This window comes from Bacillus sp. z60-11 (genome assembly GCF_046464135.1).
Taxonomy (GTDB): domain Bacteria; phylum Bacillota; class Bacilli; order Bacillales; family Bacillaceae; genus Bacillus; species Bacillus sonorensis_A.
In genome coordinates this window covers 170,731-189,101 of the sequence record NZ_JBIYSN010000005.1, presented here as the reverse complement: position 1 = coordinate 189,101, position 18,371 = coordinate 170,731, and the positions used below count along the sequence as shown (strand labels likewise).

The 18,371-nt window shown below is 44.8% G+C and carries 20 protein-coding genes, 1 tRNA gene and 3 pseudogenes; 15 read left to right on the top strand and 9 right to left on the bottom strand.

Going from position 1 to position 18,371, the window contains the following annotated elements; genetic code table 11:
* The 4 genes from yvcK to ACINLD_RS15620 are packed head-to-tail and all read left to right on the top strand — an operon-like array spanning position 1 to position 3,025.
* Positions 1 to 954: a uridine diphosphate-N-acetylglucosamine-binding protein YvcK gene (yvcK, locus tag ACINLD_RS15635; protein ID WP_026588879.1), complete on the top strand. Its 954-nt coding sequence runs from the start codon at positions 1 to 3 to the stop codon at positions 952 to 954.
* Between the two features lie 28 nt (positions 955 to 982).
* Positions 983 to 1,933, top strand: a complete 951-nt coding sequence (gene whiA, locus ACINLD_RS15630) for a DNA-binding protein WhiA (protein WP_026588878.1) — start codon at positions 983 to 985, stop codon at positions 1,931 to 1,933.
* Between the two features lie 24 nt (positions 1,934 to 1,957).
* A complete protein-coding gene (locus tag ACINLD_RS15625) occupies positions 1,958 to 2,215 on the top strand; it encodes an HPr family phosphocarrier protein (RefSeq protein ID WP_026588877.1) in 258 nt (85 codons plus the stop codon).
* Between the two features lie 48 nt (positions 2,216 to 2,263).
* Positions 2,264 to 3,025 (top strand): arylamine N-acetyltransferase, encoded by a 762-nt coding sequence (locus ACINLD_RS15620; RefSeq protein ID WP_026588876.1) that lies wholly within the window; start codon positions 2,264 to 2,266, stop codon positions 3,023 to 3,025.
* A gap of 792 nt (positions 3,026 to 3,817) precedes the next feature.
* Here the strand turns inward: ACINLD_RS15620 and ACINLD_RS15615 are convergent.
* Together ACINLD_RS15615 and ACINLD_RS15610 are read right to left on the bottom strand one after the other, a co-directional pair.
* Positions 3,818 to 4,156, bottom strand: coding sequence for a winged helix-turn-helix transcriptional regulator (locus tag ACINLD_RS15615; RefSeq protein ID WP_256860324.1), 339 nt, complete (start codon positions 4,154 to 4,156; stop codon positions 3,818 to 3,820).
* 3 nt (positions 4,157 to 4,159) lie between these two features.
* Positions 4,160 to 4,480: pseudogene (locus ACINLD_RS15610) on the bottom strand (winged helix-turn-helix transcriptional regulator); the annotation flags it as partial.
* Between the two features lie 175 nt (positions 4,481 to 4,655).
* Between ACINLD_RS15610 and hxlA the strand changes: the two are divergent.
* Both hxlA and hxlB read left to right on the top strand, forming a co-directional pair.
* A complete protein-coding gene (gene hxlA, locus ACINLD_RS15605) occupies positions 4,656 to 5,288 on the top strand; it encodes a 3-hexulose-6-phosphate synthase (protein ID WP_026588873.1) in 633 nt (210 codons plus the stop codon).
* Positions 5,289 to 5,292: 4 nt separating this feature from the next.
* Positions 5,293 to 5,850 (top strand): 6-phospho-3-hexuloisomerase, encoded by a 558-nt coding sequence (hxlB, locus tag ACINLD_RS15600; RefSeq protein ID WP_026588872.1) that lies wholly within the window; start codon positions 5,293 to 5,295, stop codon positions 5,848 to 5,850.
* Positions 5,851 to 5,984: 134 nt separating this feature from the next.
* Here the strand turns inward: hxlB and ACINLD_RS15595 are convergent, their stop codons facing one another.
* Positions 5,985 to 6,707: an ArsR/SmtB family transcription factor gene (locus tag ACINLD_RS15595; RefSeq protein WP_077736100.1), complete on the bottom strand. Its 723-nt coding sequence runs from the start codon at positions 6,705 to 6,707 to the stop codon at positions 5,985 to 5,987.
* 91 nt (positions 6,708 to 6,798) lie between these two features.
* On the opposite strand from ACINLD_RS15595, the gene ACINLD_RS15590 reads away from it, so the two are divergent.
* Positions 6,799 to 7,398 carry a flavin reductase family protein gene (locus ACINLD_RS15590; RefSeq protein ID WP_026588870.1) on the top strand — a complete coding sequence of 200 codons (600 nt, stop codon included), beginning with the start codon at positions 6,799 to 6,801 and terminating at the stop codon, positions 7,396 to 7,398.
* 19 nt (positions 7,399 to 7,417) lie between these two features.
* Here ACINLD_RS15590 and ACINLD_RS15585 read toward each other — a convergent pair whose 3' ends face one another.
* Complete coding sequence (locus ACINLD_RS15585) at positions 7,418 to 8,389, bottom strand: 2-hydroxyacid dehydrogenase (RefSeq protein ID WP_077736101.1); 972 nt, start codon at positions 8,387 to 8,389, stop codon at positions 7,418 to 7,420.
* A gap of 381 nt (positions 8,390 to 8,770) precedes the next feature.
* On the opposite strand from ACINLD_RS15585, the gene ACINLD_RS15580 reads away from it, so the two are divergent.
* Both ACINLD_RS15580 and ACINLD_RS15575 read left to right on the top strand, forming a co-directional pair.
* The gene (locus tag ACINLD_RS15580) at positions 8,771 to 9,367 is read left to right on the top strand and encodes a beta-class carbonic anhydrase (RefSeq protein ID WP_026588868.1); all 597 of its coding nucleotides are present in this window, start codon (positions 8,771 to 8,773) and stop codon (positions 9,365 to 9,367) included.
* A 17-nt stretch (positions 9,368 to 9,384) separates the two neighbouring features.
* Positions 9,385 to 11,004 (top strand): SulP family inorganic anion transporter, encoded by a 1,620-nt coding sequence (locus ACINLD_RS15575; RefSeq protein WP_410207065.1) that lies wholly within the window; start codon positions 9,385 to 9,387, stop codon positions 11,002 to 11,004.
* 36 nt (positions 11,005 to 11,040) lie between these two features.
* Here the strand turns inward: ACINLD_RS15575 and ACINLD_RS15570 are convergent, their stop codons facing one another.
* Positions 11,041 to 12,021, bottom strand: coding sequence for an HD domain-containing protein (locus tag ACINLD_RS15570; protein ID WP_077736103.1), 981 nt, complete (start codon positions 12,019 to 12,021; stop codon positions 11,041 to 11,043).
* Positions 12,011 to 12,379: a MazG nucleotide pyrophosphohydrolase domain-containing protein gene (locus tag ACINLD_RS15565; protein ID WP_077736104.1), complete on the bottom strand. Its 369-nt coding sequence runs from the start codon at positions 12,377 to 12,379 to the stop codon at positions 12,011 to 12,013. The genes ACINLD_RS15570 and ACINLD_RS15565 overlap by 11 nt, the downstream gene beginning before the upstream one ends.
* Positions 12,380 to 12,444: 65 nt before the next feature.
* Here ACINLD_RS15565 and ACINLD_RS15560 point away from each other — a divergent pair, with 65 nt between their 5' ends.
* On the top strand, positions 12,445 to 13,020 hold the full coding sequence (locus ACINLD_RS15560) for a TIGR00730 family Rossman fold protein (protein WP_026588864.1): 576 nt from the start codon (positions 12,445 to 12,447) through the stop codon (positions 13,018 to 13,020).
* Positions 13,021 to 13,099: 79 nt separating this feature from the next.
* Here the strand turns inward: ACINLD_RS15560 and clpP are convergent, their stop codons facing one another.
* The gene (gene clpP / locus ACINLD_RS15555) at positions 13,100 to 13,696 is read right to left on the bottom strand and encodes an ATP-dependent Clp endopeptidase proteolytic subunit ClpP (RefSeq protein ID WP_026588863.1); all 597 of its coding nucleotides are present in this window, start codon (positions 13,694 to 13,696) and stop codon (positions 13,100 to 13,102) included.
* A 251-nt stretch (positions 13,697 to 13,947) separates the two neighbouring features.
* Here clpP and ACINLD_RS15550 point away from each other — a divergent pair.
* The 5 genes and pseudogenes from ACINLD_RS15550 (at position 13,948) to ACINLD_RS15530 (ending at position 15,854) form a co-directional block, all read left to right on the top strand.
* A tRNA-Arg gene (locus ACINLD_RS15550) sits at positions 13,948 to 14,023 on the top strand.
* A 194-nt stretch (positions 14,024 to 14,217) separates the two neighbouring features.
* On the top strand, positions 14,218 to 14,616 hold the full coding sequence (locus tag ACINLD_RS15545; protein ID WP_410207064.1) for a phage integrase N-terminal SAM-like domain-containing protein: 399 nt from the start codon (positions 14,218 to 14,220) through the stop codon (positions 14,614 to 14,616).
* A 12-nt stretch (positions 14,617 to 14,628) separates the two neighbouring features.
* Positions 14,629 to 15,207, top strand: a pseudogene (locus ACINLD_RS15540) (tyrosine-type recombinase/integrase).
* A 152-nt stretch (positions 15,208 to 15,359) separates the two neighbouring features.
* A pseudogene (locus ACINLD_RS15535) lies at positions 15,360 to 15,545 on the top strand (helix-turn-helix domain-containing protein); the annotation flags it as partial.
* A complete protein-coding gene (locus ACINLD_RS15530; RefSeq protein ID WP_410207086.1) occupies positions 15,528 to 15,854 on the top strand; it encodes a tyrosine-type recombinase/integrase in 327 nt (108 codons plus the stop codon). The pseudogene ACINLD_RS15535 and the gene ACINLD_RS15530, both read left to right, overlap by 18 nt.
* Before the next feature lie 704 nt (positions 15,855 to 16,558).
* Here ACINLD_RS15530 and ACINLD_RS15525 read toward each other — a convergent pair.
* Positions 16,559 to 16,864 (bottom strand): barstar family protein, encoded by a 306-nt coding sequence (locus ACINLD_RS15525; RefSeq protein WP_277691695.1) that lies wholly within the window; start codon positions 16,862 to 16,864, stop codon positions 16,559 to 16,561.
* 13 nt (positions 16,865 to 16,877) lie between these two features.
* A complete protein-coding gene (locus tag ACINLD_RS15520; protein WP_410207063.1) occupies positions 16,878 to 18,308 on the bottom strand; it encodes a T7SS effector LXG polymorphic toxin in 1,431 nt (476 codons plus the stop codon).
* Positions 18,309 to 18,371: the final 63 nt, after the last annotated feature.

Here is an 18,371-nt window from a genome sequence, read left to right as displayed (position 1 = left end):
ATGGCTGATCAGAAAAAAATCGCGATATTTGGCGGCGGAACAGGTCTTTCTGTTTTGCTGAGGGGATTAAAGCACCAGCCGGTCGACATTACGGCGATTGTGACGGTCGCTGATGACGGCGGCAGCTCCGGGAGATTGCGGAATGAGCTGTCCATTCCCCCGCCCGGGGATGTCAGGAATGTGCTGGCCGCGCTTTCCGACGTTGAACCTCTCGTTGAAGACCTGTTTCAGCACCGCTTCAACAAAGGCGGCGATTTGCTCGGCCATTCGCTTGGAAACTTGATTTTGGCGGCGATGACGAATATAACCGGTGATTTCTTTCACGCCGTCACCGAAATGAGCAAGGTCTTAAATGTGCGGGGCAGAGTGCTCCCGGCTGCAAATACAAGCGTTGTACTTCATGCGGAAATGGATGACGGAAGAATCATTTCGGGCGAGTCGACCATACCGTCCTACGGCCGGCGGATCAAAAGGGTGTTTCTAACCCCGGAAAAGATCGAGCCTGTTCCGGAAACAATTGAAGTCATACGCGAGGCTGATCTGCTCATACTTGGACCCGGCAGCCTGTACACGAGCATTCTGCCGAACTTGCTCGTCCCGAAAATAGGGGAGGAAATATTAAACGCAGCGGCTAAAAAGGTCTATATTTGCAATGTGATGACACAGCCCGGCGAAACGCTATATTACAGCGCTGCCGACCATGTCAAAGCGCTTAATCAGCATTTGGGAAGTCCGTTTATTGATACGATCCTTGTCAACAGCGAGGAAATTCCCGGGGATATCCGGGAAAGATATGCAAAAGAACAGGCTCAGCCCGTACAGTTCAACATTGACGATCTGACCGAGATGGGGCTTGAAGTCATCAAGGATCAAATTGTCACGTATGAGAATGGCGTCATCCGCCATGATACACATAAAGTCGCTTCGCTTCTTGTTGATTTGTTAAAAGAATAGCAGGCCTTGGAATGGGGGTGTCTAAAAAATGTCATTTGCATCGGAAACGAAAAAAGAACTTACAAACCTTGAAGTAAAGGATTGCTGCGCTAAAGCGGAACTTTCTGCCCTCATTCGGATGAACGGTTCATTGTCTTTTTCAAACCGAAAAGTGGTTCTCGATGTCCAAACCGAGAACGCGGCCATTGCAAGAAGGATTTATACTTTGCTCAAGAAGCAATATGACGTATCCGTCGAGCTGCTGGTGCGAAAGAAAATGAGACTGAAAAAAAACAATGTGTACATCGTGCGCCTAATCGAAAACGCAAAATCAATTCTCGAAGACTTAAAAATTCTCGGAGACAACTTCGTCATCGTCAGAAGCATTTCGGAAGACCTCGTCAAGAAGAGATGCTGCAAGAGGTCTTATATGAGAGGTGCGTTTTTAGCCGGAGGATCTGTCAACAATCCGGAGACATCTTCCTACCATCTCGAAATTTTTTCGATGTACAAAGAGCATAACGATTCATTATGCAGCCTCATGAACCTTTTTCATTTGAACAGCAAAACACTCGAGCGGAAAAAGGGATATATCACTTATCTGAAGGAAGCGGAAAAGATCACAGAATTTTTAAATGTCATCGGCGCACACAATTCTCTGCTTCGCTTTGAAGACGTCCGGATCGTGCGCGATATGAGAAATTCTGTCAACCGTCTCGTCAATTGCGAAACGGCTAATCTAAACAAGACGATCGGCGCTTCGCTCAGACAGGTTGAAAACATTAAATTCATCGATGAAAAAATCGGCCTTGATGCTTTGCCCGAAAAGCTGAGGGAAATTGCACAGCTCCGCATCGATTACCAGGAAGTGACCTTAAAGGAGCTCGGGGAAATGATGACGAGCGGGAAAATCAGCAAATCGGGCATCAATCACCGCCTCAGAAAACTGGATGAAATCGCAGAACAACTGCGTTCAGGACAATCTGTCTCTTTGAAATAATCTGCAGGGAATGGGGGAGATCGTATGGTGCAAAAAAAAGTGGAAATTCTTTTGAAAACAGGCCTGCAAGCCCGGCCGGCGGCACTGTTTGTTCAGGAAGCCAACCGTTTTCAATCAGATATCTTTCTCGAAAAGGGAGAGAAAAAAGTGAATGCGAAAAGCATCATGGGGCTGATGAGCCTTGCTGTCAGTTCGGGGGCGGAAGTCACGCTCATCGCCGACGGAACCGATGAACAGGAAGCCCTTGATACGTTGACCGCATATGTTCAAGAAAAAAGCTGAACCTCTTTCGGGGTTTGGCTTTTTATTCAAAGTGAAAGGGGAATCATGATGACGGCTCTGCTCGATTCGCTCTATAAGAGGATCGGATACCGGTCCAATCAGCCTGTGACATTTGCCGATCTGCCTGAATTTTTATCATTAATGGCCCTTCAGTTTCCTTTTGAAAACAGTGCGGTTTTAAACAAGGAACGGATACCGATGACAAAAGAAGGTTTGGCGGACGCCTTGCTCAACAATCAGCGGGGCGGATTATGCTATGATTTAAACGCTTTTTTATATTATATTCTGAAGGAAATTGGTTTTTCTGTTGAGCTGGTTCAGGGAACGGTCTTCAAAGAAGATACGCAAACATGGACGCTGACAGGAACACATGTCGCCGTTGTCCTGCGGGAAGGCCATGATACTTATCTCCTTGACACGGGCTTCGGCACCAATCTTCCGCTTGCACCTGTCCCGTTTTCAGGAGAAACCGTCACTTCGAAAACGGGGGCTTACCGCGTCAGAAAGACCAAGACGGATAAAGGCGATTATCTTCTTGAAATGAATAAAGGTGAAGGCTGGCAGAAGGGGTATGCCTTTACATTAAAGCCGATCGATGAAAAAGTGCTCGCAAGCGTTCGCGATGTCATTTTTGATGATGAAGGATCACCATTTAATCAAAAGCCGCTCGCATCCAAACTGACGAAGAACGGAAAAGTGATTTTGTCAAAGGATCATTTGACAAAGCATACGGAATACGGGGTGACAAAAGAAAAGGTGAAGGACGGGGAATTTGCAAACATTTTTAAAGATATATTCTTTGATGAATAGCATAGCTTAGCCGGCATGCCGGCACCCGTCAAAAAACTTCTTTCGTTCAGGCGCCTCTCAGGTCATCCACAAGAAGATACGAGAATACAAGTGTTTGTCTTGAGAAGATTCGGTGTGAACAAAAAAGGATCGGGCGATTACCGAAAAACAAATGGGGTTTCTGTTTTTGATCCCGTTTGACGTCGGATCCATGCCGCCTCCCTGCGTATAAAGTGCTCAGCAATATGCTCGGCTCCAATCTGATGTTGAGCGCAGCAGCCGACATCGACGTTTATTTTATCTTCAAGACCGCTTACTATACGGCTCGGAAGGTGTATGAACAGGCCGTTTGACATCATATTATATTTAATAAAGTAAAAATAAAAGCTGGTGAACCATATCGAGCGATTCGCCAGCTTTTGTTTTTTTGTATCTGAGCGATGGTCATCCGTCACTCATTTCCTCACGGCGAGAAGTTTAAGCTCGATGTTGATGTCCACTTTGCACAAAGGTGTGGTGTAGTCTTCGGACGCCGCGGTTTGTTTGACATAACCAGATGCGCTCCCCACATCTTTTTGGTAAAGCGTTCGGCCTTCTTCGCTTTTCCGTTTTTAATGCTCCTTTTCTTTTCGTGCCTCATACACCGGATGATAGTCCACTTGGCGATTTTCGTAATGTACTTGTTCACATCTTGCTATTTAAACGAAACTCGAATACGCATCATTTCTCATCATTCTTCTAACTGGACGCCACGGCGGCGTAATTGGATGTACTCCGATAGCCCGATGTCCATATTAAGGATCATTCAACCTTTTATCGTGTTCCACAATGTTGTTCCATATAACTGTGACCCCAATCTTCTAATGCTTTGAGAATTGGAAATAGACTTTCACCTTGTTTTGTCAAGGAATATTCTACTTTAGGGGGAACAACTGGATATACTTCTCGATGAACGAGTCCGTCTTCTTCCAAATCCCTAAGTTGAGTCGTCAACATTTTCTTTGTGATATTCGGAATGAGTTTTCTAAGTTCTCCAAATCGCTTTGTTCCTTTTAAGCCTAAATGACATAAAATAATCAGCTTCCATTTACCCTCTATAACAGACAATGTTAGTTTCTTCTCAGAATACATGCCGTCATCTTTTTCCTTCATCTGTTCTAAATGTTTTTTTCCCCAGTCATATAACATATCTAGAATGGGCAATAAACTTTTCCCTTGTTCTGTTAAGGAATACTCTACTTTAGGGGGCGCAACGCGATACACTTCCCGATGAATGAGTCCGTTTTTCTCTAATTCTCTCAGCTGATTCGTTAACATTTGTTGTGTGATTTTAGGTGTTAATTGCTTAAGCTCGTAAAAGCGTTTTGTTCCTTTTAAACCTAAATGACATAAAAGAGTCAGTTTCCATTTTCCCTCTAGGATAGACAATGTTAATTCTTTTTCAGGGTATATTCCTTTGATTGTTTTCGTCATCATCCCATCCCTCTCTCTTGCATTAGTCTATTTTAAGATACTATATCAGAAAAAAGTGCCTACTTACATAAATAAGGTTTTGTATCTATTATAGATGATGACAAATTTCTATATGGAAGATTTAGTGATTTGATTTATCTGGATAGGATAAAAATTTGACCAGCAGGAGGAATAATCAATGAAATTACAATTAGCGTTAGATCTTGTCAACATTCCGGAAGCGAAGAAAGTCGTCAAAGAGGTAGAAGAACATATTGATATCGTAGAGATTGGTACACCCATTATTAAAATTGAAGGGCTTAAAGCTGTTCAAGAAATAAAAGAAGCTTTCCCCGGGTTGCAAGTATTGGCAGACTTAAAAACAATGGATGCTGCAGCGTATGAAGTACAGAAGGCTTCCGAAGCAAATGCGGATATCGTGACGATTCTAGGCGTGGCTGAAGATGAATCGATTAAAGGAGCTGTTGAAGAAGCGAAAAAGCAAGGGAAGGAGGTTCTTGTTGATTTGATCGCGGTGAAAGATATCGAAGCGCGGGCAAAAGAGCTAGATACATTCGGCGTCGATTACATTTGTGTACATACGGGCTATGATCTTCAAGCCGTCGGTAAGAACTCATTCGAAGATCTTCAAACTATTAAACGTGTTGTTCAACATGCTAAAACAGCTATCGCCGGCGGAATTAAACTGGAAACATTGCCAGAAGTGATCAAGGCCCAACCGGATTTGGTTATTGTCGGCGGGGGAATCGCTGGGCAGGAAGATAAAAAAGCTGTTGCAGCCAAAATGCAAGACATGATTCAACAAGGTTGATCCGATGAAGACTACTGAATTTTTACAGGAAATCATGAAGGAGCTCAATCATTCAGTAGGTTTAATCGCTGATGAGGAAGCTGAAACATTAGTAGACAAAATTCTTGAATCCAAAAAGATCTTTGTGGCTGGAGCCGGCAGATCAGGATTTATGGCAAAATCCTTTGTGATGCGAATGATGCATATGGGGATCGACGCTTATGTTTTAGGTGAAACGGTGACGCCGAACTTTGAAGAACATGATATTTTAATGATCGGCTCAGGTTCAGGTGAAACGAAGGGGTTGGTTACCATTGCTGAAAAGGCAAAAAGTATTGGCGGAACAATTGCCGCTGTTACATTAGTACCGGAATCAACGATTGGAAAGCTTGCTCATTTCACCATTCAATTACCCGGGGCAGTCAAAGACCGAACCAACAGCGATTATCAAACCATTCAACCGATGGGCTCACTATTTGAGCAAACTCTTTTGCTTTTTTATGATGCGGTTATCTTAAGGTTGATGGAGAAAAAGGGATTAGATACAAATAAAATGTATGGAAAACATGCCAATCTAGAATAATTGCAGGGGTCTGTCCTTTGTACACCATCGGCCATTTCGTTCACAACACGCGCCTTCCCGGAAGGAATGAGGTCGGATGAATCCATACTGCTTAGAAGCAGTATGGAAAACGTAGAAAAAAGCTGCCCAAAAGGTCAATTTCTTATGATCTTTTGGGACAGCTCTTTTTTTATTGAAAGGCCGAAAACGCGTTCCAGTTCTTTTTCGCCTTTAGGCGTGAAGGTGACAGCTCTTGTTTTCGGACGGCGCCTGATCCAATCCATGCGGAAAAATAAGTCCAGCAATGCGGCCCCTAAAGCTCCCGCAATATGGTGCCGTCTTTCGCTCCAATCGAGGCACTTGTGGCAAAAGGAGCGGCGCTTTCTTCGGACTTGGGAAATGTCGATACCCAGTTCTTTGAAGCATGCGGCGCCTTTTTCAGTCACAGCAAAAGCGCTCTCCTCTTCTTGCAAAAATCCCATTTCCACAAGCCGTTCAGCAAGTATGACACCGAGTGTCCCGGCCAAATGATCATAGCATGTCCGCGCTTTTCGGAGCGCTTGATCTTCGGCTGACTGCCTGAGGGAGCGAATCTCGCCGGGGGGTGCAATGTTCAGAAGACCTTCCAACGCTTGGGCAATGTTTGCGTTTTTCAGGCGGTAATAACGATGCCGGCCTTGTTTTTGGCAGAACAGCATATCGGCATCCGCCAGCTTGGAAAGGTGAAAGCTTGCAGTCTGCGGCTTAATACCAGCAAAGCCGGCAAGCTCACTGGCCGTATAGAAGCGGTCATCGAGCAGTGCGGTTAACATGGCTGCCCGCGAAGAATCGCTGACAAGCTTTGCGGTCTCGGCCATTTTCGTCGGATGAGCGTTCATCACGTTTCCTCCTCCTAAAATGTAATCGATACTTCGATGATAATCGAATGAATGATGAATTACAATGAAAGTATGATAGGAGGAGAGAGAGATGAACCAAACAATCAAAGAGATCGAGCCAAGTATTTTATATTACGGGACGCCTGTCATTTTGCTCAGCACGCTGAATGAAGACGGTTCAACAAATATCAGTCCGCTTTCATCTTCCTGGGCGCTCGGGGACTGCATCGTGCTCGGAGCCGGCACCTCAGGAAAGGCCTTTGAAAACATCCAGAGGGAAAGACAGTGTGTCATCAATGTACCTGATCCATCATTATGGAGAAACGTAGAGCAACTCGCTCCTTTAACCGGCAAGCATCCCGTCCCAAAAGACAAAGAACGGCTCGGCTTCACTTTTCACAAACGAAAATTTGCGGCAAGCGGCTTTATGCCGGCTCCTTCCCTGTCGGTCAAGCCTGATAGAATCGCTGAATGTCCGCTTCAAATCGAAGCCGAGGCCGCGAGCATCCGGATTCCTGAACATTCTCCATTCTTCGCAGTCATCGAAACAAAAGTGCTGAAAGTCCATGCACATGAGCGCATTATCAAAGAGGGAAATCACATTGATCCGCAGAAGTGGAGCCCTTTGATTTATAACTTCAGACATTACTTTAGACTCGGCGATGAGCTTGGTAAGACGTTTCGAGCCTGAGCTGCGTATCGCCAGACGGCTATCTCAATTCTTTCACAATGTTCTGCGGCCGTCTTCCTTCAAGGCCGTCAATCATGTTTTTTGCGGCACATTTCAGCATGTTGATATGAGTGATGCGGGTGGATGAGCCGATATGGGGAAGGAGTGTGACATTGGGAAGACTGATGAGCGGATTGTCCCCGGCAATCGGCTCTTTTTCAAATACATCAAGCCCTGCCCCTTTAATCCATCCTTCCTCCAACGCTTTGATTAACGCTTTTTCATCAACGGTTTGGCCGCGGGAGATGTTAATAAAGATGGCCGACTTTTTCATCCGCTTTAATTCGCGTTCTCCAATGAGGTGATATGTTTCCTCTGTAAGCGGTGTGATCAGAACGATGAAATCTGAACGCTCCAGAAGCTGATGAAAATCCGTATACACGGCGCCCGTTTTCTTTTCGGTCTCCGGTTTGCGGCTGCGATTGTAGTAAAGGACCTCCATGTCAAAGCCAAAGGCGGCCCGTTTGGCGACCTGCTCGCCAATGCGTCCCATCCCGATGATACCGAGTGTTTGATGATGAACATCGCTTCCAAACAATGTTTCATCATCCTCGGACTTGGTCCATTTGCCTTGACGGACATAGCGGTCAAGCTCAGCGATTCGGCGAGCTGAAGCCAGAATCAGCCCAAAGGCGAGATCGGCGACGGTATTGTCAAGAATGTATGGTGTATGCGTCCCAATGACAGAATTCTCTTTCATCGCTTCAATATCAAAATTGTCATAGCCGACGGAATTGTTGCTGACGATCTTTAATTTCGGTGCACAGGATAATAATTCACGATCAATTTTTGTTCCGGACGTCAAGAGACCTTCCGCTTCCCCGATTTTTTCAAGCAGCGTGCCCCTGGGAATACGCTCCCGCGACGGCCAAATTTCATATGTGCAAGCTTTGCTGAGAAGCTCTTCAATCTCTTTCGGTATCGGTTTTGTCACGTATACAAACGGCTTCATCTGCATTCTCCCTTTCGAAAAATAAGATCTACTGCCATTATAGAGGAAAAACGGATTTTGCAAAAACACAGGACTATCAGATCATTTGTTTAAGAAACACATATTCATAAATTATTGTTTCAATTTTTTAATTTATTTTAATACATGAATATTACTATAAATCCAAAAGTTTACTTTCCTAATTTGTTTCCAGTTTTGTTTTTATAGGTGAAGAAAAGCGTAGATTTTATTATTTTAGAAAGATATAAAATTTGATTTTTAAAAATTTTCAGTACATTTTTAGTGAATTTTTGGAATCAAATCCAAAGGCAGGATCCATGTGCTATAATGCGTCTGTAACAATATCAAGGTCATATGACTATGAAAAGGAGTGAGAGAAGAATGGCTAATTTATCTTCCATTTTGAAACACAACCAGTCTTTTGTAGAGGAAGAGGGGTACAAGTTTTACGAAACGACAAAATTTCCTGAGAAAAAGCTTGTGATTTTGACATGCATGGATACACGTTTATTGGAGCTGCTCCATCATGCTATGGGGTTGAAAAATGGAGACGCAAAAATTATCAAGAATGCGGGAGCCGTTGTTTCTCATCCTTTTGGAAGCGTGATGCGCAGCATTCTTGTTGCCGTTTATGAACTGAAGGCCGAAGAAGTCTGCGTCATCGGCCATCATGAATGCGGCATGGCCAGTCTAAATGCTTCATCTATTCTCGAAAAGGCTAAACAGCGGGGAGTGGGAGAGGACTGCCTGGAACTATTAGAAAACGCCGGGGTCGATTTGCGGTCGTGGATGACGGGTTTTGCCAGTGTAGAAGACAGTGTCTCACACAGCGTCAATATGGTGCGGAATCATCCGCTGATGCCGCCGGATGTTCCCGTTCATGGGTTGGTGATCGATCCAAGGACCGGCCGTTTGGAAGTTGTAGAAGATGGATATGTTCAGGAAGATGCACCACTCTCAGGTATAGGTAGAACGTGATGGGGAGGATTGGATGAATGCTACGTTTTTCAGGCAGATTTGAAGGATATAACCTGAAACGGTTTCAAAAAGATATTGTTGCAGGGACGGTTGTAGGCGTCGTTGCGATTCCGCTCGGCATGGCTTTTGCGATTGCCTCAGGCGTGAAGCCGGAGCACGGCCTTTACACCGTGATCGTCGCCGGGATTTTAATCTCTCTTCTTGGGGGATCGAAATACCAGATAGGCGGGCCAACAGGCGCGTTTGTGCCGATTTTGTTCGGAATCGTGCTGCAATATGGATTTGAGAATCTGTTAATCGCCGGTTTTATGGCTGGAGCGATATTGGTCATGTTGGGGCTGCTGAAGCTCGGAAAGGTGATCAAATTTATTCCCCGCCCCGTCATTATCGGGTTCACAGCCGGGATAGCAGTGATTATTTTTACCGGGGAAATCGCAAAGTTTTTAGGCTTAAAAGATGTCGAGAAGCATGAAAGCTTCTATATGAATATGAGGGAGATCGTCATTAATCTCGATACCATCGGTTTTTACAGCGTTTTGACAGCTGTTGTATCCCTCTTCTTTGTGCTTTTTACACCGAAGATTTTGCCGAAAGTGCCAGGTGCGCTGGCCGGCCTTTTCATATCGACGGTGATGGCGACCATGCTGTTTCCGGAACAAGTGGTCACCATCGGCTCCGCATACGGAGAGATCCCGCGCAGTTTACCGAGCTTTCAGTTTCCGGAACTGTCATTGGAAAAGATCATCTATTTGCTTCCGCCGGCGTTTGCGATTGCAATGCTTGGAGGAATTGAGTCACTGCTTTCCGCAATGGTGGCCGACAATATGAAAAGGACAAGACATGACAGCAACAAAGAGCTTGTCGGGCAGGGGATTGCGAATATGGCGGCGCCGCTGTTTGGAGGCATTCCAGCGACAGGCGCGATTGCCCGCACGGCGACAAATATTAGGACCGGAGCTGCTTCACCGGTTTCGGGAGTCGTCCATGGCGTGTTTGTTCTCCTTGTTCTCCTCTTGTTTGCGCCATATGCCTCACTGATCCCGCTTGCAAGCATGGCGCCGATTTTAATGGTTGTCGCCTGGAACATGAGCGAGCGGAAAGAGTTCGTTAATATTTTGAAAATTAAAAATTCCGATTCCGTCGTTCTTGTCGTCACCTTTCTTTTAACGGTATGGCAGGACCTTGTATTTGGCGTGGCCGCCGGGATCCTTCTGGCGATTATCATGTTTATCGCGCGGATGAGCCAGTCGTTCCGCATTAAGAGGGATGCGTCAGAATCGATTATTCAAGCGGCTGCCACAGCGGAGGAAAAGAAGTTTCACCGCTCAGTCAGCATCTACACGGTCGAAGGCCCGCTCTTTTTTGGCTCATCAAACTCGTTGGTCGATTCGATTTTGGACAAGAATCCCCCGCCAAAACTGTTAATTTTGATGATGAATAAAGTAGATTATATGGATTCGTCAGCAGAAGGCTGCCTGATGACGATTGTCGATCGCGTTCATCAGCAAAACGGAAGGGTCATGATTGTCGGCCTTCAGCAGCAGCCGCGTGAGCTTCTGCATAAAACAGGCCTGTTTCATAAAATCGGTAAAAAGCATTTTGTCGACCGGCCTGAACAAATCTTTGATGTGACATAATCGTTGAAACCGCCTGTTTCGATAACAGGCGATTTTTTATTGATCGTTTGCTTTGACAAAAGCGCCTTTTTTCATTACAGCAACAGCCGTCTCTTTCATCGAACGCACATTCTCCGAAAGAGCGGAAGCGGGGACTTTACAGCCGTGAGCGACGACTTTTGGGTCGATCCAGCGTACTTTTAATGTTTGATGAACGGTGAAATCGTCCTTGCTGCCTTGTTTGACATGCGCTTGGGCCATACCGAGCTTTTCCATCCTGTCTCTGAAGCGGGCCTCCTGCCTAAGCGTCGCGAGCAGTTCCCTGTCGGTCTTAAAAAAATCGTCACGACTGATCAGTTTTGTCTCCAGCGCCTGCTGCAACAGCCGGCTGAGCGTGTGCAAGGCATATACATTGAGGGGATCCATGAAAAAGCCGGTCACTTCCCGATAATAAAGGCGTGTGAACCATTCGGCATGCTCGACTGAAGTACAGCAGATTTCATTTTCAAATACGGTCATCCCCGTTCGTATAAATTCGGCAATCTCCTCTTTGGCGGCAAAGCCGTAAGCATAAGAATCGCGAAGCGTGTAATCGATCCGGTCTGCACATAACGCCGGAGCGGGCTGTTCGAGCAATGTCCATTTTTTGACGTCACCTAAAATCTCTTCCCAGCTGAATCCGTATGTATGGAGAATGTCCGGTATATCAGAATGCCTGACCCATTTGTCAAACACACGCTCATGATAATCTTCATTTTCCATCTGAAATACATCATCAACGACATGGGAAAATGCCGTATGGGAAACATCGTGAAGCAAGCCGGCGATTTGTTCCTCAAGGCTGCCTCCGAGCTTCCGAATCAATAGCATCACACCGGTGCTGTGTTCAAAGCGGCTGATGTTCCATGAAGGATTGACGAGAAAGCATGCTCCGCCCTGATGGATGCCTTTAAGCCGCCGAAGTGCGTTTGAATCGATTAAATCGATGAGCACAGGTTCCAGATCAGCTTTTCCGTAAAGGCGGTCATCAATCTTCATCCTGCTGGAATCTTTCCGTCAGTTTTTTTTGATGGGCTTCCATCATCTCTTCCAATGTGATGTCGTAAATGCCGGCGAGCATGATCAAGTTTCCCATGACATCGCCCATCTCTTCGACAAGCTCCTGTTTTAATTGAAGCACCGGCTTTTTCGCCTCGTCCGGCCGATCTCTGCCGATTTCATAGGTCCTGACAGCCCTTGCCAGCTCACCTGTTTCCTCCATCAGAAAACCCATGCGGATGAAAGGGCCGTATTCGCTCCATCCCCTTTTTTGATAAAATGCTTTCGTCCATTGTTCCGCATCTGTTAACACTAATAAACACTCCCATTCAAAAAATTCTATTATATTATCGCACATGAAATGAACAATATATAGTACAATGTTAATTGTTTTAATCAGTATATTGAGTTGGAGTGAATGGGATGAAAACGGTATGCGTATATTCAGGGTCAAATATGGGAGCGAATCCGGAATACAGAAGTAAAGCGGCCGAGCTCGGCGCTTACATAGCCCAAAAAGGGATCCGGCTTGTCTACGGAGGATCAAGAATGGGATTAATGGGTGTGATTGCGGATACCGTACTGGAAAATGGCGGGGAAGTGATCGGTGTCATGCCGAAGGGACTTTTTAAAGGGGAAGTTGTCCATCAGCAATTGACAGAGCTGATTGAAGTAGAGGGCATGCATCAGCGCAAAGCAAAAATGAGTGAATTGGCCGATGGCTTCATCGCGATGCCCGGCGGATTCGGTACATTTGAAGAGCTGTTTGAAGTGCTGTGCTGGGCGCAGATCGGCATCCACCAAAAACCGATTGGACTCTACAATGTGAACAATTACTATGAACCGCTGATGCAAATGCTGAAGTACAGCATCCAAGAAGGCTTTTCAAACGAATCACACCTTCAGCTGATCCATGCTTCCGAAAGTCCGGATGAATTGATCGGGAAGATGAATGATTATCATTATCCGGTGTTAGAGAAAAAGTGGAAGGATTTTTAAAGATTCATTACATAAGGAAATGAGGGGGAAGCCGGCAAAATGCTTATAAGAAAAGAGCTGCCATCGGCAGCTCTTTGACTTATTTTTGCGAGTCGACATTGCGTGTCAGCACTTTATCAATCAAGCCGTATTCTTTTGCTTCTTCGGCCGTTTTGAAGTTGTCGCGGTCTGTATCGCGCTCGATCACTTCAAGCGGCTGTCCTGTGCGCTCAGCAAGGATTTTGTTCAGCTTGTCGCGCAATGAAAGAATGCGCTTCGCGGCAATTTCAATTTCAGTCGCCTGACCTTGGGCGCCTCCAAGCGGCTGGTGAATCATCACTTCACTGTTTGGAAGGGCATAGCGTTTCCCTTTCTCACCGGCAGCAAGAAGGAACGCACCCATGGATGCCGCCATTCCCGTACAAATCGTAGAAACCTGCGGCTTGATAAACTGCATGGTGTCATAAATCGCCATACCGGCTGTGATTGAGCCGCCAGGGCTGTTAATGTAGATGCTGATATCTTTTTCAGGATCTTCAGCTTCAAGGAATAAAAGCTGTGATACAATGGAGTTCGCAACATTGTCATCGATTGCCGATCCCAGCATAATGATGCGGTCTTTCAACAGGCGTGAGTAAATGTCATACGCTCTTTCCCCGCGATTCGTCTGTTCAATGACTGTAGGTATTAAATTCATAATGCTCCTCCTTCACCTTAAAAGGTAAGTATGTAGTTTTATCATACATTTTTGGTCAATAAAGGTCAAACAAAAAGCAGTCTTCATCAAAAGACATACTGGGCTTTATTTTTCCCACTTTCAATTAAATTCAAACAATACGGCAAAAATCCTTCATCAAATCGGGATAAAGGCAAACAAATTTAAAGATACTGGCATTGACTTATTTAAGATAAGCCCTTATAATATGTATTGCTGACGTTAAAAAATATGCGCTCGTAGCTCAGCTGGATAGAGCGGTGGTTTCCGGTACCACGTCTGCCGGGGGTTCGAATCCCTCCGAGCGCGTCATATACGTTTTAGCCCCGTCAGATCAACATTTTCCGACGGTCCGTTAAAGCGAAAAGTGTACGAAAAGGGTCCGAATGGACACGAACCGGAGCGAAATGTGACCGGCCAAAATCGGTTGGTTCGTATCATCTAAAACTCTGATTCAGCAAACGCAACCTCGCGGATAAATAAATCCGGGAGGTTTTTTTGTTGTGGCCGTTTTAAAACGTAGGAAAGGTGTCAGGAATCGGCGTGAGACTGACGGAATAGTGAAGAGCTTTCGATCGACAAAGACCGTACATGAAGCGTTAGGTATTGCCTACTCGCTGTACGAAACGGAGAACTATCGGGAGCGAACGATTAATGATTACCGGAATTATTTTGCCGAGTTTATGGAAGTGACCGGCATCATGCCGACGGATAACATAACGGATGTGACCGAAGATCATCTACGTTCTTACATCTCAACGATGTTAAAGAAACGCAATCTATCGCCAGTAACCGTAAATATCCGTTTAGGCGGAATTAAATCAATCTTCAGTCGCTTAACTGAACGTGGGCTAATAAACGAGAGTCCCGCGCAAAGAGTGACGAAGCTGCGCGTCGATTAAACATCGGTAAAAATGCTCACAGACAGCCAGGTTCGACGCTTTTTCAAAATGATCGATAAAACTACGTTCTCAGGCTTCCGTGATTTTGTGGCGTTTTTGCTTTCGCTAAAGTGCGGACTCCGGTCGAATGAGCTTGAAGGGCTTGAGCCGGAAGATCTCGATTTCGACAACCTTGTTATTATGTTGCCGGGCGCCATTAATAAGAACCGAAAAAATAGAATGGTGCCGATGACGGAGTAAGTCGCGGAAGAATTGAAGCAGTTACTTACGGAAATGACGGAGTATTTTGGGACTTTTACGCATGTATTCGTTAATCAGTACGGAGAAAAACTCGCTAAAAATTCTTTGAGGAAAAGGGCTGACAAATACGGGGAAATGGCGGATCTAAAGAAAGAATGCCGGCCAAGTATTCACAGCTTGCGACACACTTTCGCGATCAACTATCTAAGAAATGGCGGCGATATTCGTTCCTTACAAAAAATAATGGGGCATAAGGATCTCGCCTCTACAGAAATTTATCTCGACTGTGTTGACGAAATCGTGATCGAGCAGTATAGAAAAGCGAACAAAAACGATAAGTTGAAGGTTTAAAAATAAAAACACACAAAAAAAAGACGACTACCCGTCGGAAAAAATCCGATAGATAGCACGTCCTCACCTACGTCTATCTTATCGAAAAAAGCGTTCAAGTCAACGCTTATTTGAGTGCACCTAATTTCCAACATGGGTCGGTACGAAACCGAATGTACACGAAAGAATCCGCTAAAATGGCGTCATTCCGTTCTGTGGACGAGCTTAACGACGCCATCCGCACGCATATCTACCGCAATAAATCCGACCTAATGCCTGCCGCTATCGAAGTTCTCAAGGTGTTGTCGCGTCATGCCTGCAAAACGCCAGGCGTCGCGTATTTGAAGCTGCTCAAAATCGTTTCCCAACTCGAAGGTGACGACGATGACTACGTATTTGCCAGCCGCAAAGGCGGAAAAACGATCACCCGCGTTCAGGCTTATCGCATCCTAAACGACACCGCCAAACGAGCCGGCATTTACGACAAGATCGGCGGCATTGGTACGCATACGCTCCGCAAGACATTCGGATACCGCCTGTACGAGAACGGCGTTGATGTCTCGCGCATTATGTCGATACTTAACCACTCAAGCGAGCGCGATACGTTAAAATATATCGGGATTACTGCGGATGAAATAGAGGCGGCATATGAGTCGATCGAGGTATAGCGGCAGGGGCGGCCGCATCCATCAGCAAGACATGCCGGACGGAGGCGACCGTCCGAAACTCAGAGGGTGCGCCACTACACTGCGCAACATATAACATAGCCTGCGAATAGACGGAACGCTTTGTGTATCGGCGTTGCATGACGCATCTATGTCCGATCGACTCACCGTAAAATGAAACGATGTTGCATCGACTACGGCCGACATACACCGATACAGCACGTACAATATGCACGATCTTATACATACCTATCGGTACTAGACGCAATCCTGATCGTTGATTTAATACGGTTTAAAACGTGCATAAAGTAAGTTCGATTCATTGCGATAACGAACGTCCGGTGAATAATGTCATATCAACGTTTCATTCGTTTGATGAATGTAACAAAATTCGTTTCTGTTACATTCGATATACAAAACGATGAATGAAGTATTCAGTCGGATTTTTTTTGGAGACGGCCGATCCCCAGGCAACCCGGACAAAACCGCCTCATCTGCCGTTCGGAACTATGCGCAAAATTTTTAACTCGGAGGGGCGTGACGGTTTAGGACGTCAATATCAACGATTGAATATGAATATAGCGGCCCCTTCGATTCTGCATTTCAAAAGCCCGCTAAATCAGCGTTTCTTAGCGTCTAAATCGTCACGGAGAACGGTTGTGGTTCTGTGCCGCACTAAAAAGACGCCGGGTAGGCGCCCTTTAGATTCATTTTTTATAAACTACTTCACATTCCATAAAAGGATATTCTTCATTAAATTCTTTAAAAATGTTAACCAAGGTTTGTGAATCTGTTGGTAGTTTTTCTTCGATATTGCCCCAACCTTCAAATATTATGGTTTTAGGAAGTTCGACAAGTCCTGTAATAGCATCCCAGAACGCATCCCAATTCATTCCGTAAAAGTCCGGGAACTCAAGTTTTTCTTTTAATGCGTTATGGAGTTCGTTGGAATCTTGAATATTGCTTACATCCAAAGTGATCTTCTCTTTTCTTTCTTCGTGTAATGAATCCATTGACTATCATCCTTTACTTAAAAGTCCCAATATAATGAACTGTTTTATAGTGATCCGTGGTAATATACATTTTACCGTCATTGGAATATAGTAGTCTTGTTCCAGCCTGTTTACTTCTGGACATAGTGTTACTTAAACCAACATCAGCCTCATACCAAACTCTCCCCGGAGCTTTTGGCAACACATTTGCAGTATTTTTAAAGATATCCCCGCCGATTTGTCCGCCTGATACATAATTATTCAGTGCTTTTCCTGGCCGCCAACCGTTTTTCGCGGCTATATTCTTACCAACATAATTTGGAGGCAATTTTCCTGTCTTTTTCAAGCTATCTACTAGTGGATTAGCTAACTCGGTTGCTTTTAAGACCTCTAAAAATTTTGAATGGAGAGCAATGTTGGTTGCACCAGATTTAATCTGATGTTTAGAAATATCCTTGGCTGTATTCGCACTTTTCCCAACCTTAGAAACTTCGTCAACTTTCAAGGGGTTTTCGGTTAAAGCCTGCCTGATTTCACTCGCTTTTCCAAGTTTGCCTATCTTTCCTGGTCCCCATGGCATTTCAAATTTTTTAACTTCAACATCTGATTTTTTAATTATATATTTTTTGAACTTAATTTCTTTTAGTGCATCTGGATTATTTACCGATTTATTGTGTATTTTGTACTTTTTTATTAATTTTTTTAGTCGGTTAGGCGCGGCGGCAAGTGTATCGACATCTGAATCTTTCTGATTTCCCAATTTCTCTAGCATGATTTCCATTGGAGACGGCTCGGCTTTTTCTAGCTCTCCCTTCAGACCGTCGATCGGACCCTTGATGTTTGTATCCTCATCCGGCTTTAAAATCGAGCCTTTTTGATAGCCGGTGATTTCAATTTTAGGCCCTGTGTACATTTTTTCAAGCCATGTAATATATTTTTGCATCGTTTCAAGGTCATTTTCAGCGGTTTTGAGGGCGTTTGTCTGCTCCCTGTCAAAGGTGTGCAGCTTTTCAATCGTCTGATTGATGTCTTTCGTTGCTTTTCGGTTCTGTTCGTGAAAATCGTTATCGTTCAAATCCGGCAGATCGACAATATGGTTGACTTTCGCCATCGTGGCATTTGCTTTGGATACCAAGTGTTTAGTTGTTCGGTCAGCTGCATTTAATCCTTGTTCCAATTCGTGTTCGAGGAAAGCTTGCGAAATAAATCCGTTATGATTCGGTTCAAGCGATTCCAGGTCATTTTTCATTTTTTTCAAAGCTGACTGATATTCTTCAATAAAAGATTCATAGAACCGGAGGAAAGGGGTGTGGCATTCCTCATAAAAAGAACGAATCGCGTCTCCGCCTTTTCCTTTTAAAGCATCTTCAAGGGACGTGATTCCATCCACACCTTTTTTGACTTTGGCCATTTCTTCTGATTGCTTTTTTAATTGTTCCAGCGTTTGGTCAATTGCATGATGCAACGCCTGAACGTCAAGGGTCTTCCCATTCTCCTCTAATACTAATGGTTACAATCAGTATAGAGT